Here is a 17,423-nt window from a genome sequence, read left to right as displayed (position 1 = left end):
TGCGACATGCCTCCCTCATGATGGTCAAACTAAAGAGCCTCGCAATCCTGGGCCTGGCCGGGCTTGTCCTGGCCCAGCCACTTGCCGCGCGGGCTGACGAGGACGACGATGGCGATCATGACAGGGCGCGGGATCTCTACGAACACGGTGAGATAAAAGGCCTTTCCAATATCCTCGATATTGTTCGCGCGCAGGCTCCAGGCGACATCGTCGCGGTTGACCTCCTCCGCAAGGCCAACAAATGGGTCTATCGATTCCAGGTCGTCGGCGCCGATGGCCGGCGAAAGACTGTCGATGTTGACGCCGGTGCCGGTGTCATCATGCGCGAAAGGGAGGGGGACTGATGAAGATCCTCCTTGCCGAGGACGAGCCCCGTATCGCCGCCGATATCGCTACAGCCCTTAAGGCATCCGGTCTGGCGGTTGATATCGTTCGCGATGGAGAGGCTGCCTGGTTCGCAGGCGATGTGGAGAACTACGATGCTGCGATCCTGGACCTCGGGTTGCCGAAGCTCGATGGTCTCACTGTCTTGAAGCGCTGGCGGGCCAATGAGCGCAGGTTTCCGGTTCTCATCCTGACGGCAAGAGGTACGTGGACCGAACGCGTGGACGGTATCAATTCCGGTGCTGACGACTATCTTCCCAAACCCTTTGAGATGGAAGAACTGCTCGCCCGATTGCGGGCGATCCTGCGTCGTTCGGCCGGGCAGGCCGCACCCGTTCTGAGGTCCGGGCCGTTGCTTCTGGATACGCGCCAGATGCGTATTTCGCTCCGTGGCGTCCCCATTTCTCTTTCGCCGCTGGAATACCGGCTCCTGGCGTTTCTGATGCATCATGCTGGTCGGGTGGTGGCGCCCACCGAACTTGCTGAGCATCTCTACGATTCAGGGAACGACCGCGATCCGAACACGATCGAGGTGATCGTCGCGCGCTTGCGTCGCAAGCTCGGGAGTGGCGCCATCGAAACGCGGCGCGGCTTCGGGTATCTGATGCCCGATGATCCCGCCTGATGGGCGGCTCGATCCGCTTCAGGCTGTGGCTGGCGGCAACGATCTCGATTCTTGTCGCGCTCGCCATAGCCGGCGCCGGCTTGCGCTATCTGTTTGAACTTCACGTCGAGCGGCGCGTTGTGGGCGAGCTGACGGTCGATCTCAATGAGTTGATCGGCGCAACGACCTTCACAAGCAACGGCCAACTGGTGTTAGCCCCGGTGCTCACCGACCCGCGCTTCGCCAATCCGCTGTCCGGTTATTACTGGCAGGTCGAAGACATCGCTACCGGCGGTCTCCAGCGCTCACGATCTTTGTGGGACGCCAAGCTGGTCCTGCCTGCCCGCAGCGCAACGGGTGAGATGCGAACGGTCGAGGAGTTCACGGGACCTGGCGGAGAACTCAGCATTGCGGTCGAGCGTACAATCATCGACGCCGGAGGTCGGTCCTTTCGCGCAGTCGTGGCGGAGGATCATCGAACCATCGAGGCGTCTGTAAGCGAGTATGTTCGCGATCTTGCTCCGGCTCTCTTGATGCTCGCCGCAGTTCTCATGGCCGCGTTTTTCATCCAGATCACGATCGGTCTCGCACCTCTGGAGACCTTGCGGGCCGCCGTCGGAAGCGTGATTGCGCAGCGAACGACACGGCTCGATGTGGTGGCACCGAGCGAAGTGCAGCCGCTCGCTGACGAAATCAATCGTCTTCTCAATGCCCAGGAGAAGGCTCTTGCTCGGGCCCGTTCGCGCGCCACCGATCTGGCGCACGGCCTCAAGACGCCGCTCCAGGTCCTGTCGGCTGACATCCGTGCCTTGCGCAAGAAAGGCGAGACGGATCTGGCCGACGAGATCGAGAAGAGCACAGAAGCGATCCGGCGCCATGTCGAGCGGGAGCTCGCGCGCGCCCGCCTCGCGCCCGGCGTTTCCGGCGAGGCATCCTGCCGGGTATCGCAGGTCGCGGCCGGCGTCATTGCCGTCGTCAAGCGCACGCCAAGCGGCAAGCAGCTTTCATTCAAGATGACCGTCCCGGAGGATCTGACAGCGCCGATGGATGAAGGCGACTTGTCGGAAATCCTCGGCAATCTGGTCGAAAACGCCGCGCGCTACGCAAAGTCGTCAGTGCGTGTCGATGCATCCTCCACCGCTGACGAGGTAATCGTCACTGTCGCCGATGATGGTCCTGGCATACCGGATGCCGATCGGGAGACCGCTCTGTCCCGTGGTGTCCAGCTCGACAGCAAGGGCGGCAGCAGCGGGCTTGGCCTGGCCATCGTATCCGATATCGTCGAAGCCTATGGCGGACGCCTTGCCATGGCCAACGCCGATCCGGGTCTGTTTATGGCCATTTCCTTGCGACGACACAGTTGAGCGTCCTTCAGACGAAACCCGGGAAGTAGTCGACCCTTATCTTCGAGCGACGCACGCCCATGGCCAGCAGCTTCTTGCGCAGCGCCTTGACCATCGCCTGCGGGCCGGAAATGTAGAAAATCCGCTCGAGGTGGTCCGGTATAGCCAGACGGATCAGGCGCTCGTCGATGTAGCCAGGATACTGGCCACGCTCGCCACCTCGCGCGACGGCGTGGAACGTTCGGATGCCGAGTTCGCGTTTTGCGGCACCGAGCACGTCACGGTAGGCAATGTCCTGCTGCCCCTCGGTTCCGTAGAGGATGACGATCGGCCGCCGCTCATTGCGGTCGAGTAGGTATTGCAGCATCGAGCGGAATGGCGTGATCCCGATGCCCCCGGCCAGGAAAGCGATCTTGATTTCACGCCGGGCGGGCAACGTGAAATTGCCGGCCAGTTGCGCGGCGTGAATCGTGCTGCCTGGCTTCATGGCCATCAATTCGCGCTTGAAGGCGCTTGATTGCGGATAGAACTTGACGCCGAGGCGGACCGTTTCCTCCGTCGGCGCCGAGGCGACCGTGAAATACCGGCGGTTGCCGCGATTGTCGGCACGATGGAGACCAAGCGTCCATTCGAGATACTGACCGGCCTCGAAGGCGAGCTTGCGCGGCGAGCGGAAGATGAAGTCAAAGCTGTCGACGGCCGACTGCTCGATGCGTTCAAGAGTCAGCACGAAGCGTCCCTTGGGGCCTGCCGCATAGGCAAACAGGTTGCCGGCAAGCAGCGCCAGTTCCGGCGTGAAATAGAACGAGCCGAGATGAATGGCGGGAGCAAACAGAAAGCCGACGATCGCGGCAAAGGCGATACGCGGCCAACGCATCGTCGGCGCGGTCAGCGGCTCGGTCAGCATCACGAAGGCAAAGAACAGCAGGGGCGAGGAACTCAGTGTCTGCGTGAGCGCCGTCCAATACTGGTCCGGATCGGTCGTTGCCAGGATGGTCGCCAGCGCCGCGACAAGGAAGGTCGAGACAAGGTCAAGCCGGCGCAGTTTGCGGACAATGAGCATACCGCCGACGAGCACGAGCGGAAGCAATGGCAGATTGCCGCCCACCCACCAGGTGGCTGGTTGGTCGAGCAGCAGCGCGGACAGCGCCACGCCCAGCGCAGCCGGGTTGAAAAGGTGCTTTCGGCCGATGGCGAGAATGAATTTCGATGAAATCGCCCAGACGGACGCGAATGCCACCGCTGCGATCCCCTTTGTGTCCGTGACCGCCACCGGATCGAGGATAAGCGCCAGGATGAGCGCGGTGATGTAGGCGGACTCGTTGTTGGCCGGGACCGCGAAGACACGCGCAAAGGCCTTGTTGGTGATCCAGCAGGCGGCCAGCGCAAGAGCCGTCGTGAAGCCAAGCGCAATGGGGTCATGTGGCACCAGCTTGGCGAAGCCGAGCACGAACGCTGCGCCGACAAGCGTCATCAGATAGTAGAGGACCAGCCTGTACATGGTCAGGTGATCGAGAAATCGGTCGATGGTCTTGATCATGGCAGGCAAAGGGCTCCGAACCCGGCTGTCGGGGTGGCGCGGCCACTGGCGTCGACGAGATATCCCTCCAGGCCAGGGGTCTGCTCGATGAAGAAAATGCCGTCCCGACCCATGGCGAAGGCCGCGGTGGCGAAACGATCGGCTTCGAGCACATCGGCGCCGATCACGGTCAGGCTGACGATGTCCTGGATTGGATTACCAATCCCGTGCGGGTTGTAGATGTGTTGGCCGCGGACATAGGTGCCTGAGGTCGCGACGCCGCGATCGCGGGGATAGACGACCTTTACGATCTCGTGAGCATTGAAGGGATTGCGGATACCGACGCTCCAATCCTGACCCGAAGCATTCTTGCCGCAGGACTGGATATCGCCGCCCGCCTCGATGAAGAAATCGCTGATGCCGGCCCGTTGAACGATGCCTGCCGCATTGCGGATTGCCCAGCCCTTGACGATGCCGGAAGGATCGAGCGATCCGTCGGGCTTGCGAATATCGAAGTATCCGTCCGTCTCGTCTTTCGTCTGTCTGGCGAGAGCGAGCACTTCCATCATCTCGCCGCTCCAGTCGGCGACCGGAACGTCGCCGCGGTTGATGGCCGCGATCTCGCTGTCGGCCCGGTATGTGCTGAAGCGCCGGTCGATATTCTCGAAATAGCCAAAGACCCTGTCGATCAGCTCCCCGGTCGAGGCGCCACCGATGTCGACCGTTATGGGCATGCCCATCAAAATTCGCGTGTCGCGCATGGACCTACGACGTCGCTTTCTTCAGCGCGCCGCGCAGCGACTGGATGAAAGCCCTGCTGGTCAGGGTCGCGCCCGAAATAATGTCGACATTGGCGCTTTGGGCGCTGATCGCTTCGTCGCGCAGCATGGGCAGCGCTTGCCTGTTGATATTGATGGAGGTGCGGCGGTCGGATGGGTATTTCAATACCTTCAGCGCCTTAAGCTGCCCGCCCTGTATCAGGGCCTGAATCTGGATGATGCCGTAGTAGGCATCGGCCGTAGGGCCGGTGTAGACGCCGTCGGCATAGATCTTCATGTCGACCCGGACGACACGTGCTGGCGCATCCCGATATGCTGGCCTCGGCTGCGGGACTGGTATGTAGACGGCGGGAGTGACGGCAAATGAAGGTACCGATGGCGCAGGATCGGAGGCAGCCGGCGCCACTGGCTGCGCCAGCAGCGCTCGCGAGGGTTGTGGGGTCACCGGAACCACTGTCTGCTTGACCGGATCATCTGTTCGTTCGGCGGGCACTGCTATGCCAGCCGTCGTTTCCGGGGCAATCGGGAACCTTGTTCTGAACCGGGGGTCGAGGGGCGCCGGCAAGGTCGCCGCAAACGGGGCCGGCTCTTTTGGCTGCGCTGAAGGCGCTTCGGCTGCGTCGGCCGGCAGCGCTTCGCCGAGCATATCGTTTGCAGGGTCCTTGCCGGCCTGATCCCAGACATAAGCGCCCGACGCGGCGATCACGAAAAGTGACAAGGCAATCTGTTTCATCGGAGGTGTTTCCACGTTGACTCTCGCAGGGCGGCCTATCTGCTCTCCGGAGGCAATATCCCACGACCAAGCTGACAACTGGCTGTCAGCCGAGTTCAAGCTGCGAGTGCCCGGCAAAGCTCATGGACGACATCAAGTCGATTTGTCATAGATCAAGATATCCACATAAAGCCTGAGCTAAGAGGGCTCTCTCAAACAAGGTAGCTGCCTATGGCTGTTGTCAAAGAGCCGGCCGGATACACCGGAACCCAGATATTGCTGCATTGGACCATCGCGGTGCTGATCGTCCTGCAGCTTGTAATCGGTGAGGACATCAAGCCGGCTTACCGGGCGTTCTCGCGCGGCACCGAGCCGGCAGCTGGCGACATCTTAAACGCGAATATTCATGTCTATGTCGGTTTGGCAGTTCTGGTACTGGCGATCTGGCGGCTTGCGGTCCGTCTCAAGGTTGGTGTGCCGGCAGCACCGTCGGAAGAAAGCGCACTGTTAAAGGGGATCGCCGCTGCCGCCCATTTCCTGCTCTACCTGTTCATTTTCGGGATGCCAATTACCGGAGCGCTGGCATGGTACTTCAACATTCGAGCAATGGGTGAGATACACGAACTCGCCAAGCCAGTGATCATCATCGTTGTAGGCCTTCATGCCGTAGCGGCGCTGTGGCAGCATTTCTTCGTAAAATCGGATGTGCTCGTCAGAATGCTCCGGCCTGCTGGACGGCGCGCGCGGTGATGCCATGAGCCGCCTGCACAGTGAAAACCATCTCGTATCGCGCGTCGGCTGGCTGCGCGCCGCCGTGCTGGGCGCCAATGACGGAATCGTGTCGACGGCCAGCCTGATCGTTGGTGTGGCGGCGGCCAATGCCGCGGCCTCAAATGTTCTGGTGGCCGGCGTGGCCGGACTGGTCGCCGGCGCGATGTCGATGGCGGCCGGAGAGTATGTTTCGGTCAGTTCGCAGTCCGACACCGAACAAGCTGACCTTGCGCGTGAGAAGGGCGAGTTGGCCACGCAGCCAGATTTCGAGCGTCACGAACTTGCGGAGATCTATGTCAGACGAGGCGTCGAGCCAACCCTGGCCTTGCAGGTCGCCGACCAATTGATGGCGAAGGACGCGCTCGGCGCCCACGCACGTGACGAACTTGGTATCTCCGAGGTGACCACGGCGAGGCCGATCCAGGCCGCTCTGACCTCGGCTGCCGCATTTTCGGTTGGCGCAGCCATGCCTTTGGCGATGGTGCTTATTTCGCCGGCCGCCTGGCTTGCCACAACGGTGTCTGTCGCCTCCCTCCTGTTCCTGGCGGTTCTGGGTGCCATCGGGGCCAAAGCCGGCGGCGCCAATGTGCTGAGGGCAATGGTTCGTGTCACCTTCTGGGGCGCGCTGGCAATGGCTCTGACCGCCGGTATCGGCGCCGCCGTTGGTATTGCCATCTGACCGGCCTAGTTATTTCGATCTCGCTGTGTGGCTTGGGCTAGCGCTTCAGCACCAGCGCTCAGATCATTACATGGTCAGTGTGCGAGGCGCAGTGGAACCTGTTCGTGAAGCGAAGTGGCTCGGGATCGAAGTGGGCCAGATCAGTCGGGGTCCCAACGTCAGCAGCCTCATTGTGCTACAAGGAAGGAATTGACGGCCTCGCAGATGTCTCCAATTGCGCTGGGCACGGCTCAAGCCCGCCTCCAACGACGCTTTGGGGTCGCCACGATTAGTTCCTGGCTGATGATCTCACCGTTTGGACCGACAACTATTGTCAACTCACGATCATGAGAACGGAAGGCCAAACGGTGTTTGCCATCGTCCTCACCAACCCCTCGCTCAACCCGCCCTTTGATGCCGCCACGCTGGATCTGCCTTATGAAATACTCAACAGAGAACTTCATCGCTTTGGCGGCAGCCGCGGCATCGATCTCGGGCGCAGCATCCGCCCATTTAACCGAGATCATTCAGACCTCCACACGCAATCTCTGGCAGCGTCTTGTTCTGCATAATTCTCAACCTGCTGATTGCCCTCGGCCAACTGGCAAGGTGAATCCGCTCACCGCAGTTCTGCGTCCATTAGCATCGCGATAGATTCTAAACGACGGCCTTCCATCAAACTGCTAGCTCCAGTTTATGGCATCCCATCGGATGTTCTTTGCTCTAACGCAAGCGTCCTCGTCGCCGTGCTCGCCCCGACGGATTTCGGCCTGGACGGGCGGCTTTGCCCAGGGACGTTGTGGACTGTGGTGATTGCCTTTGGACGACTGATTAAAGCGCTCCCAAGCTGCTCTGGCCATCCTCGCGGCAATTGCTCTACGAAGGCTTGGTCTTGTCGGTCAAGCAGTTGCGATTGCGGAGATCGTTCCCTGCTCAGGCGTAATCGCGCTTGTCAGCGTCCTCACTGCTCTTGCACCGGAATGGCACCCGAAATCCCACAGGGCGATCACTAACCCGAGTAAGACGCGGATCGACCCCAGTTTGCGCGAACGCAAAGAACTATTGGGGCATGTCGGATAGCTTCTCGTAATCGACGTTCGACGACTTTGACCTGATGTGTTCGCGCGCTGCCCGAGGGGGATACGATTGCGCTTCTGCCGTACGATGCGGGATTGCTAAAGCGGTCGCACGTCGAAGCAAACAAAGGATTGCGAGGCAAATGCGAAGCGCTTTGACGGACGCCTCAGCGACCGGGAGTTCAAGGAAGTGACATGAACATGCAATTCGAGATAGGGATGGAAGACGCGATCAACGGATGCCCAAGCCTCGTATTCAGCACTGAAGCGGCGAGCGGCCCAAAGGCAGAGAAGACATGGCTGCCCATGCTCATCGCTGGGCTCGCCCCAATCGTGTTGGGTGCCACAGCGGTGATGGCCCTTGTGTAGAATGTCTGCTGCTCCGATTTGGCGAATGAGTTCTGACATGTCCCATGATCGCAGATGTTTTCATTGTATAGCTGTCTGGCGATGATCAACTCGGCTCTTTCGCGCTGGACCATGGCGTACTTCGCCTCGGCACTGGTGTCTTTGGTCGCCGCTCAGATGCTGATGATGGCCGGCTACGGTTTTCCGACTGTTGCCTTGGAAGCCCCAGAGACGCTTATGATCGTCCACATGATCACAATAGGCTGGCTTAGCCTTCTGATGTGCGGAGCCTTGTTCCAGTTTGTCCCGGTGCTCGTTGCGCGGCCACTTCGCTGCGAGTCTCTGGCCTTGCCGGCGCTGCTGTGCCTGATTGTCGGTCTGACTTGCCTGGTCACCGGATTCTTGCGCCTATCAGGAGCAATTGACGTTGATGTTCCTGCGCTTGCGTTTGCCGGGCTTCTCCTTCCGGCTGGCTTCGGATTGGTGGGATGGGCGCTCGCACGTACGTTATGGGATGTCCGACCATCCAGACTGCCACTGCCCGCGCGCTTCGTTGCGGGAGGGCTTGCCAGCATCGCAGTCACCAGCGTCTTGGGTGCCTCCTTTGCATTCTCGCTCTCCGGCGAGGTGCTAGGTGGGATTGGCATAGATGTGCAAGCGGCTCTTCCCACTCACGTGATGGTAGGCCTTGGCGGCTGGCTCGGCTTCACGGCCGTTGGTGTGAGTTACCGCTTGCTGCCAATGTTTATGCTTTCCCCGGACAGCGAACGCACCACGGGTTATCTGGTCTTGTGGGCCGGCGCTACCGCCCTGCTTCTTATTGTGTCGTCAGAGCCTTTGACACGTCTTTCCGGAGAGATAATGCTGCCTGCCGTTCTCGCTTGCTTACTCGCGTCCGCCGCGACGGTGTTCTATGCCATCGATCTCGTTTTCTTCTATCGCAGCCGCAAGCGACGCAAGATCGAATTGAACAGCAGTTCGGCGATCGGCGCCTTCTCCGCCCTTTATCTGTCGGTTGTGCTTCTCCTCGCTCTGCTGGCGACGGGAACGCTTGCGCAGCATGCAGGCGCAGTTGTCTATCTCGTTGCTTTCGGTTGGCTAACAGGGCTGGGGCTTTCGCAACTCTACAAGATCGTGCCGTTCCTAACCTGGCTCGAATGCTACGGACCGGTGATGGGCAGGAAGCCAACGCCGCGCGTCCAGGATCTTGTCGTCGAAACGCGCGGCAAGGTGAGTTTCGCACTCTTCTACGCCGGCGTGCTGGTCGGGACTGGGGCGCTTCTGACCGAGGTGCCGGGTCTGTTCCGCATGGCTACGGCTGTGACCTTAGCTGCTACGATAGCGATCGTCGCGGAACTCGTTCTTGCGCGCCGCCTTGCCAATGTTACCGCAGCCTTGCGCCTGCCCGAGGGAGCATCGCGCCCGCGCCTTTTCCTGCCCTCCTGGCGCCCATTATAGAGGAAACCCGAATGAGTGCCCCGCATTACGACCTCGACGTTCGGCCGATCCTTCGCGAAGGTGGCGAGCCCTTCAGTGCCATCATGGAAGCGGTGGCCGCACTCGGCCCGGGTCAAAGCCTGCGCTTGCTTGTGTCCTTTAAGCCCATTCCCTTGTTTCAGGTGCTTGGCGCGCGAGGCTTCGAGCCCTCGGCCAAAGAAATTGGCAATGGTGACTGGGAAGTTGTCTTCACGCCGGTTGGGGCAGCACAGCAGGTAGGGGAACCGTCGGAACGATCAGCAAGCACCGACGACATGCCACGCGACTGGCCAGAACCAATCATGGAGCTCGACAATCGCGATCTCGAGCCGCCGGAACCGATGGTCAGAACGCTGCAAGCGGTCAAGACCTTGGCACTTGGTCAGACGATGGCAGTGCTGCTGCCGCGCGAACCAGTTTTTTTATTCGATGAGTTGCAGGTACGTGGGCATCGCTGGCGCGGCACCTTCGAGCCGCAAGGGCACTATCGCATAGTCATCCGCTCTGGTGGGTCAGGAGGGCGAGTATCATGAACGGAGCGGAAGGCCAGGCACTAGCGGTTGGCATACGTGAATCCCTGCGCATGGTCATTGATCCGGAGCTTGGAGAAAATGTCGTCGATCTCGGATTGATCTACCAAGTTTCGGTGGAACAGGATGGGATAGCGCATATCGAAATGACGACCACGGCCCGTGCTTGTCCCGCGACGGGATACCTCAAGGATGCAGTCCGCTCGGCCGCCTGGATAGTACCTGGGATCCATTGGGTAGACATCCGGCTCACATATGATCCACCATGGGCACCTGATATGATGAATACAGACGCCAAGTGCCGTCTTGGCCTGACCGCAACGTGACCCATTGCATGACAGCATGGCTGCAAGGCAACGCCTCGTCATAGACGGTGCGCCGCTCTGGAAACGTCGTTGATTTACGACGGTCAAATGCGCTCCACGGCGTTGTGAAGACATCGGTCCTGATCGTCTTCATGGTTGAAAGGTGTGCGCGATTTCTGACCCGGACCCTTGCTACGGAGTTCCCGCAACCAGCGGCGCATATGCTTGCCTTGCAAGGCCGGGCCTTGCAGTGGCGCGTTTCACTTGTGGGCTTACGCTGTTCGGCCACGGCGAAGCGCGCTCGCTTTCCCGACCGTCGGAATGTTTATGACACGGGCGCTTAGCATCGGCTCAGAGTTTCCTGTTGGGGTGGCATGCCTACTCCTATGGACCAAGCAGCCTGCGCCCGCCCTCGGTGTCCAAAACGCATCTCAGCGTTGCTTGGGAAGGGGGCACACGCGGGAGGGCGCTTCCTCTTTGTCTCAGCGCAACGATCATCTGGAACAGCGGTTGCAAGATATTGCTTCCTAAACCTGGACGACGCGCATGAAGACCCGACTTCGCGACGATGCAACGATGGACGAAATAATGCTCAGGTGGCCGGCAACCATCGGAGTGGTTCTCCAGTATCGCCTGCTTTGCGTCGGCTGCCCGGTTGCCTCGTTCCACACCATTTCCGAAGCGGCGCGTGAGCACGGGATAGGCGAGGAATCACTGCGTGTCGATCTGAACGCCGCGATCGAGCGAACCGGAGCGGACTAGTTGTTCCCAGTCCGTCCTTCGGCCAGCAAAAGCAGGCGGTGAGGTTCCACCACGGTCACCTTTTCGCGGCCACTTTTAACGAGCCCCTTTTCCTCCCAAGATGAGAGCAGCCGACTCACCGTGTGCAGCGTCGTTCCTGTCATCTCGGCGATGTCCTGCCGTGATATCGGGAAATCAATCATGATTCCCTCATCGGTTTGCCGACCGGTCTGCTTGATTAACTTGAGCAGCGCATGGGCGACGCGCTGATCCACCTGTTCGGTGGACATCTCGATCACGCGCGTGTGAGCGTCCTGCAGCCTGCTGCCAACGGTTTTATAGGTATTGGCGCCAAAACTTGGGAAGGAATCCGCGAACTTGAGCCAAAGATGACCTGGCCATGCAAGAGCCACGCAATCGACGGCAGCAATTGCGCTGGCCGGATAGGTGCTGCGACCCAACGCGTGGGCAATCCCCATCAGTTCACCAGGACTAATGTAGCGCACGGTCACTTCTTGGCCGTCTGGCGTTGTCTTAACGACACGCACATGTCCGTCGAGCAACAAGAAGAAGGAGTGGGCTTCCTGCTCTTGCTCGAAGATAGGTTGATCCTTGACAACCCGCAACGATCGCGCTTGGCCGATCATGTAATCAAGATCCGTCGGGGTCATGCCCTGGAAGGCCGATAGCCCGGAGATCAACGACCGATCCAGACGGCTCAAGGGCAATTCCTCTTCCAAGATCTTGCAATGGGCATCAGCAAATCCGTGTCTCTGTCGAGCACACAATGTCATGGGTTCCCGACGGACGGCAAGGGGCACCAAGCCCGGCCTTTTCCTTCGACCTTGTTTGCGTTGCATCAAAGTTCGCATGCTGAAGTCAGTCTAAAAGCTCCCCAACGGCGAACCCGTCAAATATGAAATCACAGAAAGGTAAAATCATGAGATACGCAGTCACCATCGCCACCGCGCTCGCCGCCGCATCGCTAATGAGCGGAGCTGCTCAAGCCGCCGATCACCAGATCCAGATGCTCAACAAAGGTGAGAAAGGCGTAATGGTCTTTCAACCGGACTTTGTCCAGGCAGCGCCTGGTGACACCATCACGTTCGTGCCAACCGACAAGGGCCACGATGCCGAAACGATCAACGGCATGATCCCCGACGGCGCGAAGACTTTCAAGGGCAAGCCGGGCGAACAAATCACCGTTACACTCGACAAGGAAGGTATCTATGGCGTGAAGTGCGCGCCTCATTATGGGATGGGCATGGTGGCGTTGATCGTGGTCGGCAAGCCGGTCAATCTGGCGCAGGCAGCGGCGGTTAAGCAGTCCGGGAAGGCGAAGAAAGTGTTCGAGACGCTGTTGGGTGCAATTCCAGCAGGCAACTGAAGGTGGGGCAATTCTTGTTCAGAGACCTAAAGGACCTGCGGGCGGACGTTAGTCCGCCTATGGTTCCCTTTTGAAATGCATCCGATGGCAATCCCACGCACACGACCCGGCACTTATCCGGCGGTTCTCTCCTACGGTTTCCGGCCGTTCTTCCTGCTCGGCTCGCTGTATGCCGGAGGGGCGATCCTGCTCTGGCTGCCGTTGTTTTACGGTCGTATCGAAACCTCAAGCGCCTTCTTGCCGGTAGACTGGCATGTCCACGAGATGCTGTTTGGCTATCTCGCGGCGATCGTCACGGGTTTCTTGCTGACCGCGATCCCGAATTGGACCGGACGACTGCCGGTGCAAGGCCTGCCTTTGCTGGCACTCGTCCTGTTGTGGCTTGCGGGGCGGTTCGCCGTGTTCTTTTCGGCGCAGACCGGCTGGCTCGTTGGAGCCGCAATCGACTGCGCCTTCCTTGTGGCTGTCGCGGTCGCCGCCGCGACTGAAATCATCGCGGGTCGGAACTGGCGGAACCTCAAGGTGCTGTTGCCGGTCGCCGTACTTTTGGTGGCCAATGTGATGTTTCATGTCGAAGCGCACAACCATGCAGTCTCGGACATCAGCCGCCGGCTCGGACTCGGGGCTGCCGTCGTTCTGATCATGATCATAGGCGGACGTATCGTTCCCAGTTTCACCCGCAATTGGTTGGTACGCGAAAATCAGGGACGCCTGCCGGCCCCGTTCAGCCAATTCGACATCGCAGCGATCGCACTGTCGGCGACCGCGTTGGCGGCCTGGGCATTCTTTCCCGAAAGCAGCGCGACAGGCGCGATGCTGATCGTCGGGGCGGCCTTCAACGCTATCCGGCTTGTGCGCTGGGCGGGTGATCGCACGTTTCGTGATCCGCTGGTGCTGATCCTGCACGTCGCGTTTGCCTTCGTGCCGATCGGTCTCCTGCTCGCCGGACTTGCCGTCGTCGTGCCGGAGACAGTCCCTTCGGCGGCGGGCATTCACGCGTTCAGCGTAGGAGCGGTGGCATGCATGACGCTCGCCGTCATGACCCGAGCCACGCTTGGGCATACAGGGCGCGAATTGCGGGCGACCATTGGCACACGCGTGGTCTTTGTCGCGATCGTGCTTGCGGCCGTCCTGCGCATCGGCGCCGCGTTCCTACCTGCGCAAGCAATGCTTCTCCACATGTCGGCGACGTTGTGGGTGGCGGCCTTCCTCGGATATGTGGCCCTGTTTGGCGGCATGCTCGTTCGGCCCAAATTACGTGCGCGGCAGCCGAACAAGGCGCCTTCTTGACGCGCGAGACCTGGACCGCGCCGTATCGAAGCAAACGGAATGCCGTCGACATCGCTTGGTATGACGAATCCGGAATTTGTATCACGTTGGAGCAGCGCAATTGGCGAATTTCGGTGTTGAACCCACACTGATCGCGCCAACAATCATAGCGGCTGTTCGTCGAGATATCTCAAAGTAGCCAAGCGCTTAATGGCAGTCGTTGCCAGCATTTGAGCTCGGTCGCGGTCGGCCTGGAGGGGAAGGGTTTCCCCCGCGTTGAGGTAGGATTCGGCCAGCAGCTCGCAGAGAGCATCCAAGGATTCCGGCGATCGGTCGCTGATAGACGTGTTCGTTCCAAACGGACTGGCCGTGAGTTGTTGCGCAAGTTTTCGTGCCTCTGCCGCCAGACCGCTAAGCACGGTCTCGTCATGTTCCCCGCGAAGCGCCGCAAATGCTTTCAGTCGGATCGCGACCTGTTCTTCCATGGTTGCAAGGTCGCCAGCGCTGGCAAATGTCGCGTCGGCCTCACGACGCGAAGAGAATGCAAGCCGGCGTTCGACCCGCAGAACACGGGCATGTTCCAACTCCTCTCTGGCCATCTGCTCGGCAGCGGAGCGGATCTCCGTTGAAGGTGCGTTCGAAGCTACGTAGGACCAAAAGGCAAAAGCGCGCTCTTCGTTTCTCACTGCCATCGCAAACGAATGGTAGGGGTCCACAAGTTCCGGCGAGACCACGGCCGTGTTCTCGTCATCGAAAACACCTTTCGGCGTCCATCGGAGCTGCCTCAGATCCGGATCATTGCCACTGGATTGCCGGGACCAGCGAGTGACGTTTTCGATATGGCCCGTTTCCTCCTTGACCAGGCGCTCGAAGACCTCGGCCAGTCTCGCCTGACCCTTATCGCGCATTCGTTGTGCCAGTTCTGAGTACCTTTGAGCAGATTCCTTCTCCATCGCGAAAGCGATTGCCAGAAGTTCGGCCATCGACCTGACCGGCGCCGCCGGCTCTGCTCCCAAACGAGACATGACTTTTTCCTCCGATGCCAGTTTTTCCGACACTAAGCCAACTGCCTGGGAGTTGTTTGCGCTGCGTCAAAGAACTCCCGTCCAAAACCGCCGACACACGCGCCAGAGGCTGCTGGCGGACGAAACCAGCCGGCTCCCAGCTTGAGAACGTGATGAAGGAAGCCAATGCCGGGGAGCATTTCCACACGATATATGTTGGCCGCTTGTTTCCGACTCTGGAGGAACTGGCGCCGCCTTGCTGCGTGGGCAATTACAACCCTTGCAATCCTAACTGTCTTGTCCGCTCCCACCCATGCGGCTGGGAGCCTTAAGGATTACCTGGCAAACACCAAGCCCGGGGAGCTTATCCAGGGAGGCGACCGATACGGGGAGATGGAGGGGGTCCCGGCGCTGGCGCCAGTCTATTCGGGAAACCGAAAGATCGGATATGCCTACCTCAACACCGACTTTTCCAGCGCCGTTGGATATTCGGGAAAACCGATCAGAATTCTTGTTGGCATTGATCCCGCGGGCATTATCCGCGGAATCAAGCTGGTCGAGCACAAGGAACCGATCGTCCTCATAGGCATACCGCAGGCAAAGGTCGTTGCGGCGCTCAACTTATTGATCGGCAAGGACCTTAGTCGCGTCGCTGCTGGGGCAGAACAACTTCCGCAGGTCGACATCGTCAGCGGTGCCACCGTGACAGTTCTGGTGATGAGCGACAGCGTCGTCCGCTCCGCCGTCAAACTGATCCGGAGCAACCGTCTTGGTGCAACGGGTTCGTCCACCTCACCAGTCGCCCCAGGGCTGATTAAGAAACCGGACCTATCCAAGTCTGAAATCCGCGATTGGGCTTCGCTCCTGGGCGATGGCTCAATTCGCAGCCTCCGCCTCAGCGTCGGCGAGGTCTCCGACGCTTTCGCGCAAGCCGGCCATCCAGAAGCTTCCGTCAAGCCCGAGACAGCCAATCCAGGCGATCGCTTCATCGACTTGTATGTGGCTGCGGTCAGTGTGCCGACGATCGGTCGCAGCCTTCTGGGAGATGCCGCCTACGAGCGGCTGCAAAGGAAGCTCAAGCCCGGGCAGCAGGCAATCGTTGTTGCCGGGGAGGGCGCTTATTCCTTCAAGGGCTCTGGCTATGTCCGGGGCGGGATCTTTGATCGGATCGAACTGCTGCAAGACGGCCAAGGTGTCCGGTTCCGCGATCGAAACCACACCAGACTCGGCGACCTGGCGGCCAAAGGCGCGCCGAGCCTGCGCGAAATAGCATTGTTTTCCGTACCGGAGGAATTTTCGCTCGATCTGACGCGGCCTTGGGAACTGCAACTGCTAGCCCAGCGTAGCTTTGGTGCGCGCGACAAGGCGGTGCTTCCGTTCAATGTCGGCTATACTCTTCCCGACCGTTACCTGACGATCGAAGAGCCTCCGGTGCAGGAGGCCGTCAAATCGGTTTCGGAAGCGGCCGCGCCGGCACCTGCGTCGGCTGAAGAGCCAGGCGCGACTTTCCCCGACCAAGAACCGCTCTGGATGAAAATTTGGAGGATGGACACCGTTTCGCTCGCCATCACCGTGGCCGCCCTCCTTGTCCTTACCGCCATCTTCTTCTTCCAGAACTGGCTGGTTCGGCGGCCACGCCTGTTCGGTTGGGTGCGACGAGGCTATCTCCTTTTCACACTGGTCTGGCTTGGATGGTACGCCAATGCCCAGCTCTCCGTGGTCAATGTGCTGACGTTTTTCAACTCGTTGATCAGCGGCTTCAGCTGGGAATTCTTTCTGTCGGCACCCCTCATCTTCATCCTTTGGGGTGCGGTTGCGGCCGGGCTGCTCTTCTGGGGCCGTGGGCCGTTTTGCGGCTGGCTTTGTCCGTTCGGTGCGCTCCAGGAGCTAAGCAATAATCTGGCGCAGTGGCTGAAAGTGCCCCAGATCACGCTGCCCTTCGGCCTGCACGAGCGGCTGTGGCCAATCAAGTACATCATCTTCCTCGGCCTCTTCGGCCTTTCGCTCTATTCGGTGGGAATGGCAGAGACTTACGCCGAGGTCGAGCCGTTCAAAACCGCGATCATCCTGAAGTTCGCCCGCGAATGGCCGTTCGTGATCTTCGCGCTGGCGCTTCTGGTTGCCGGCCTGTTCATCGAACGCTTCTACTGCCGCTATCTCTGTCCGCTCGGCGCCGCACTCGCCATACCAGGGCGCATCCGCATGTTCGAGTGGCTGAAGCGCTATCCCGAGTGCGGCTCGCCCTGCCAGCGTTGCGCCAAGGAATGCCCCGTGCAGGCGATCCATCCAGAGGGCCAGATCAACGTCAATGAATGCATCTACTGCATGCATTGCCAAGAACTCTACCACGACGACCATCGCTGCCCGCACATGATCCAGGTGCGCCTGAAGCGCGAGAAATTCGAGGCGCTCTCGTCACCGTCGAGCCGGGGCAAGGGGCCGGCCAAGCCGGTGATCGCCTTCAAAGGCAAGCCAATCGAGCAAAGCAGCCCTGTTCTCAGTTCAACGACCTAAGAC

19 protein-coding genes are annotated in these 17,423 nt (G+C 60.0%); 13 read left to right on the top strand and 6 right to left on the bottom strand.

Going from position 1 to position 17,423, the window contains the following annotated elements; translation table 11 throughout:
• Positions 1-17: 17 nt before the first annotated feature.
• The 3 genes from LB547_RS23240 to LB547_RS23230 are packed head-to-tail and all read left to right on the top strand — an operon-like array spanning position 18 to position 2,352.
• Positions 18-344, top strand: a complete 327-nt coding sequence (locus LB547_RS23240) for a PepSY domain-containing protein (protein WP_140522889.1) — start codon at positions 18-20, stop codon at positions 342-344.
• Positions 344-1,009, top strand: a complete 666-nt coding sequence (locus LB547_RS23235; protein WP_140522887.1) for a response regulator transcription factor — start codon at positions 344-346, stop codon at positions 1,007-1,009. Before LB547_RS23240 ends, LB547_RS23235 begins: the two co-directional genes overlap by 1 nt.
• Complete coding sequence (locus tag LB547_RS23230) at positions 1,009-2,352, top strand: sensor histidine kinase (RefSeq protein WP_140522885.1); 1,344 nt, start codon at positions 1,009-1,011, stop codon at positions 2,350-2,352. The genes LB547_RS23235 and LB547_RS23230 overlap by 1 nt, the downstream gene beginning before the upstream one ends.
• Before the next feature lie 7 nt (positions 2,353-2,359).
• Here the strand turns inward: LB547_RS23230 and LB547_RS23225 are convergent, their stop codons facing one another.
• Genes LB547_RS23225 through LB547_RS23215 form a run of 3 tightly spaced genes read right to left on the bottom strand, consistent with a single transcriptional unit; the run spans position 2,360 to position 5,461 of the window.
• Positions 2,360-3,871 carry an RnfABCDGE type electron transport complex subunit D gene (locus LB547_RS23225; RefSeq protein ID WP_140522883.1) on the bottom strand — a complete coding sequence of 504 codons (1,512 nt, stop codon included), beginning with the start codon at positions 3,869-3,871 and terminating at the stop codon, positions 2,360-2,362.
• Positions 3,868-4,590 carry an FAD:protein FMN transferase gene (locus LB547_RS23220; protein ID WP_224656230.1) on the bottom strand — a complete coding sequence of 241 codons (723 nt, stop codon included), beginning with the start codon at positions 4,588-4,590 and terminating at the stop codon, positions 3,868-3,870. The genes LB547_RS23225 and LB547_RS23220 overlap by 4 nt, the downstream gene beginning before the upstream one ends.
• A 25-nt stretch (positions 4,591-4,615) precedes the next feature.
• Complete coding sequence (locus tag LB547_RS23215; RefSeq protein WP_224656231.1) at positions 4,616-5,461, bottom strand: FMN-binding protein; 846 nt, start codon at positions 5,459-5,461, stop codon at positions 4,616-4,618.
• 111 nt (positions 5,462-5,572) lie between these two features.
• Here LB547_RS23215 and LB547_RS23210 point away from each other — a divergent pair, with 111 nt between their 5' ends.
• Both LB547_RS23210 and LB547_RS23205 read left to right on the top strand, forming a co-directional pair.
• On the top strand, positions 5,573-6,091 hold the full coding sequence (locus tag LB547_RS23210) for a cytochrome b (protein ID WP_140522880.1): 519 nt from the start codon (positions 5,573-5,575) through the stop codon (positions 6,089-6,091).
• Positions 6,092-6,095: 4 nt separating this feature from the next.
• Positions 6,096-6,791, top strand: coding sequence for a VIT family protein (locus LB547_RS23205; RefSeq protein WP_140522878.1), 696 nt, complete (start codon positions 6,096-6,098; stop codon positions 6,789-6,791).
• A gap of 230 nt (positions 6,792-7,021) precedes the next feature.
• Here LB547_RS23205 and LB547_RS23200 read toward each other — a convergent pair whose 3' ends face one another.
• Positions 7,022-7,297 carry a DUF6522 family protein gene (locus LB547_RS23200; protein WP_140522876.1) on the bottom strand — a complete coding sequence of 92 codons (276 nt, stop codon included), beginning with the start codon at positions 7,295-7,297 and terminating at the stop codon, positions 7,022-7,024.
• Between the two features lie 744 nt (positions 7,298-8,041).
• Between LB547_RS23200 and LB547_RS23195 the strand changes: the two genes are divergently transcribed.
• From LB547_RS23195 to LB547_RS23175, 5 genes are all read left to right on the top strand, one after another.
• The gene (locus LB547_RS23195; protein WP_181165392.1) at positions 8,042-8,215 is read left to right on the top strand and encodes a hypothetical protein; all 174 of its coding nucleotides are present in this window, start codon (positions 8,042-8,044) and stop codon (positions 8,213-8,215) included.
• 81 nt (positions 8,216-8,296) lie between these two features.
• Entirely contained in the window at positions 8,297-9,652 is a 1,356-nt protein-coding gene (locus LB547_RS23190) for a hypothetical protein (protein ID WP_140523399.1), read from the top strand.
• Positions 9,653-9,663: 11 nt separating this feature from the next.
• Entirely contained in the window at positions 9,664-10,203 is a 540-nt protein-coding gene (locus tag LB547_RS23185; RefSeq protein WP_140522874.1) for a DUF2249 domain-containing protein, read from the top strand.
• Positions 10,200-10,526 carry a metal-sulfur cluster assembly factor gene (locus LB547_RS23180; RefSeq protein WP_140522872.1) on the top strand — a complete coding sequence of 109 codons (327 nt, stop codon included), beginning with the start codon at positions 10,200-10,202 and terminating at the stop codon, positions 10,524-10,526. Before LB547_RS23185 ends, LB547_RS23180 begins: the two co-directional genes overlap by 4 nt.
• Positions 10,527-11,051: 525 nt before the next feature.
• Complete coding sequence (locus LB547_RS23175) at positions 11,052-11,267, top strand: DUF1858 domain-containing protein (protein ID WP_140522870.1); 216 nt, start codon at positions 11,052-11,054, stop codon at positions 11,265-11,267.
• Here LB547_RS23175 and LB547_RS23170 read toward each other — a convergent pair.
• Positions 11,264-11,968, bottom strand: a complete 705-nt coding sequence (locus tag LB547_RS23170; RefSeq protein ID WP_140522868.1) for a Crp/Fnr family transcriptional regulator — start codon at positions 11,966-11,968, stop codon at positions 11,264-11,266. The two genes, LB547_RS23175 and LB547_RS23170, sit on opposite strands and share 4 nt — an antisense overlap.
• Positions 11,969-12,186: 218 nt before the next feature.
• Between LB547_RS23170 and LB547_RS23165 the strand changes: the two genes are divergently transcribed.
• The gene (locus tag LB547_RS23165) at positions 12,187-12,633 is read left to right on the top strand and encodes a pseudoazurin (protein WP_140522866.1); all 447 of its coding nucleotides are present in this window, start codon (positions 12,187-12,189) and stop codon (positions 12,631-12,633) included.
• Between the two features lie 84 nt (positions 12,634-12,717).
• The gene (locus tag LB547_RS23160) at positions 12,718-13,923 is read left to right on the top strand and encodes an NnrS family protein (protein WP_140523397.1); all 1,206 of its coding nucleotides are present in this window, start codon (positions 12,718-12,720) and stop codon (positions 13,921-13,923) included.
• A gap of 143 nt (positions 13,924-14,066) precedes the next feature.
• Here the strand turns inward: LB547_RS23160 and LB547_RS23155 are convergent, their stop codons facing one another.
• A complete protein-coding gene (locus LB547_RS23155) occupies positions 14,067-14,960 on the bottom strand; it encodes a ferritin-like domain-containing protein (RefSeq protein ID WP_140522864.1) in 894 nt (297 codons plus the stop codon).
• A 159-nt stretch (positions 14,961-15,119) separates the two neighbouring features.
• On the opposite strand from LB547_RS23155, the gene LB547_RS23150 reads away from it, so the two are divergent.
• On the top strand, positions 15,120-17,420 hold the full coding sequence (locus tag LB547_RS23150; RefSeq protein WP_140555439.1) for a NosR/NirI family protein: 2,301 nt from the start codon (positions 15,120-15,122) through the stop codon (positions 17,418-17,420).
• The last annotated feature ends 3 nt before the right edge of the window (positions 17,421-17,423 follow it).

This window comes from Mesorhizobium sp. B264B1B, assembly GCF_020165765.1.
GTDB lineage: Bacteria > Pseudomonadota > Alphaproteobacteria > Rhizobiales > Rhizobiaceae > Mesorhizobium.
This window is presented reverse-complemented; position numbering and strand designations above follow the sequence as displayed.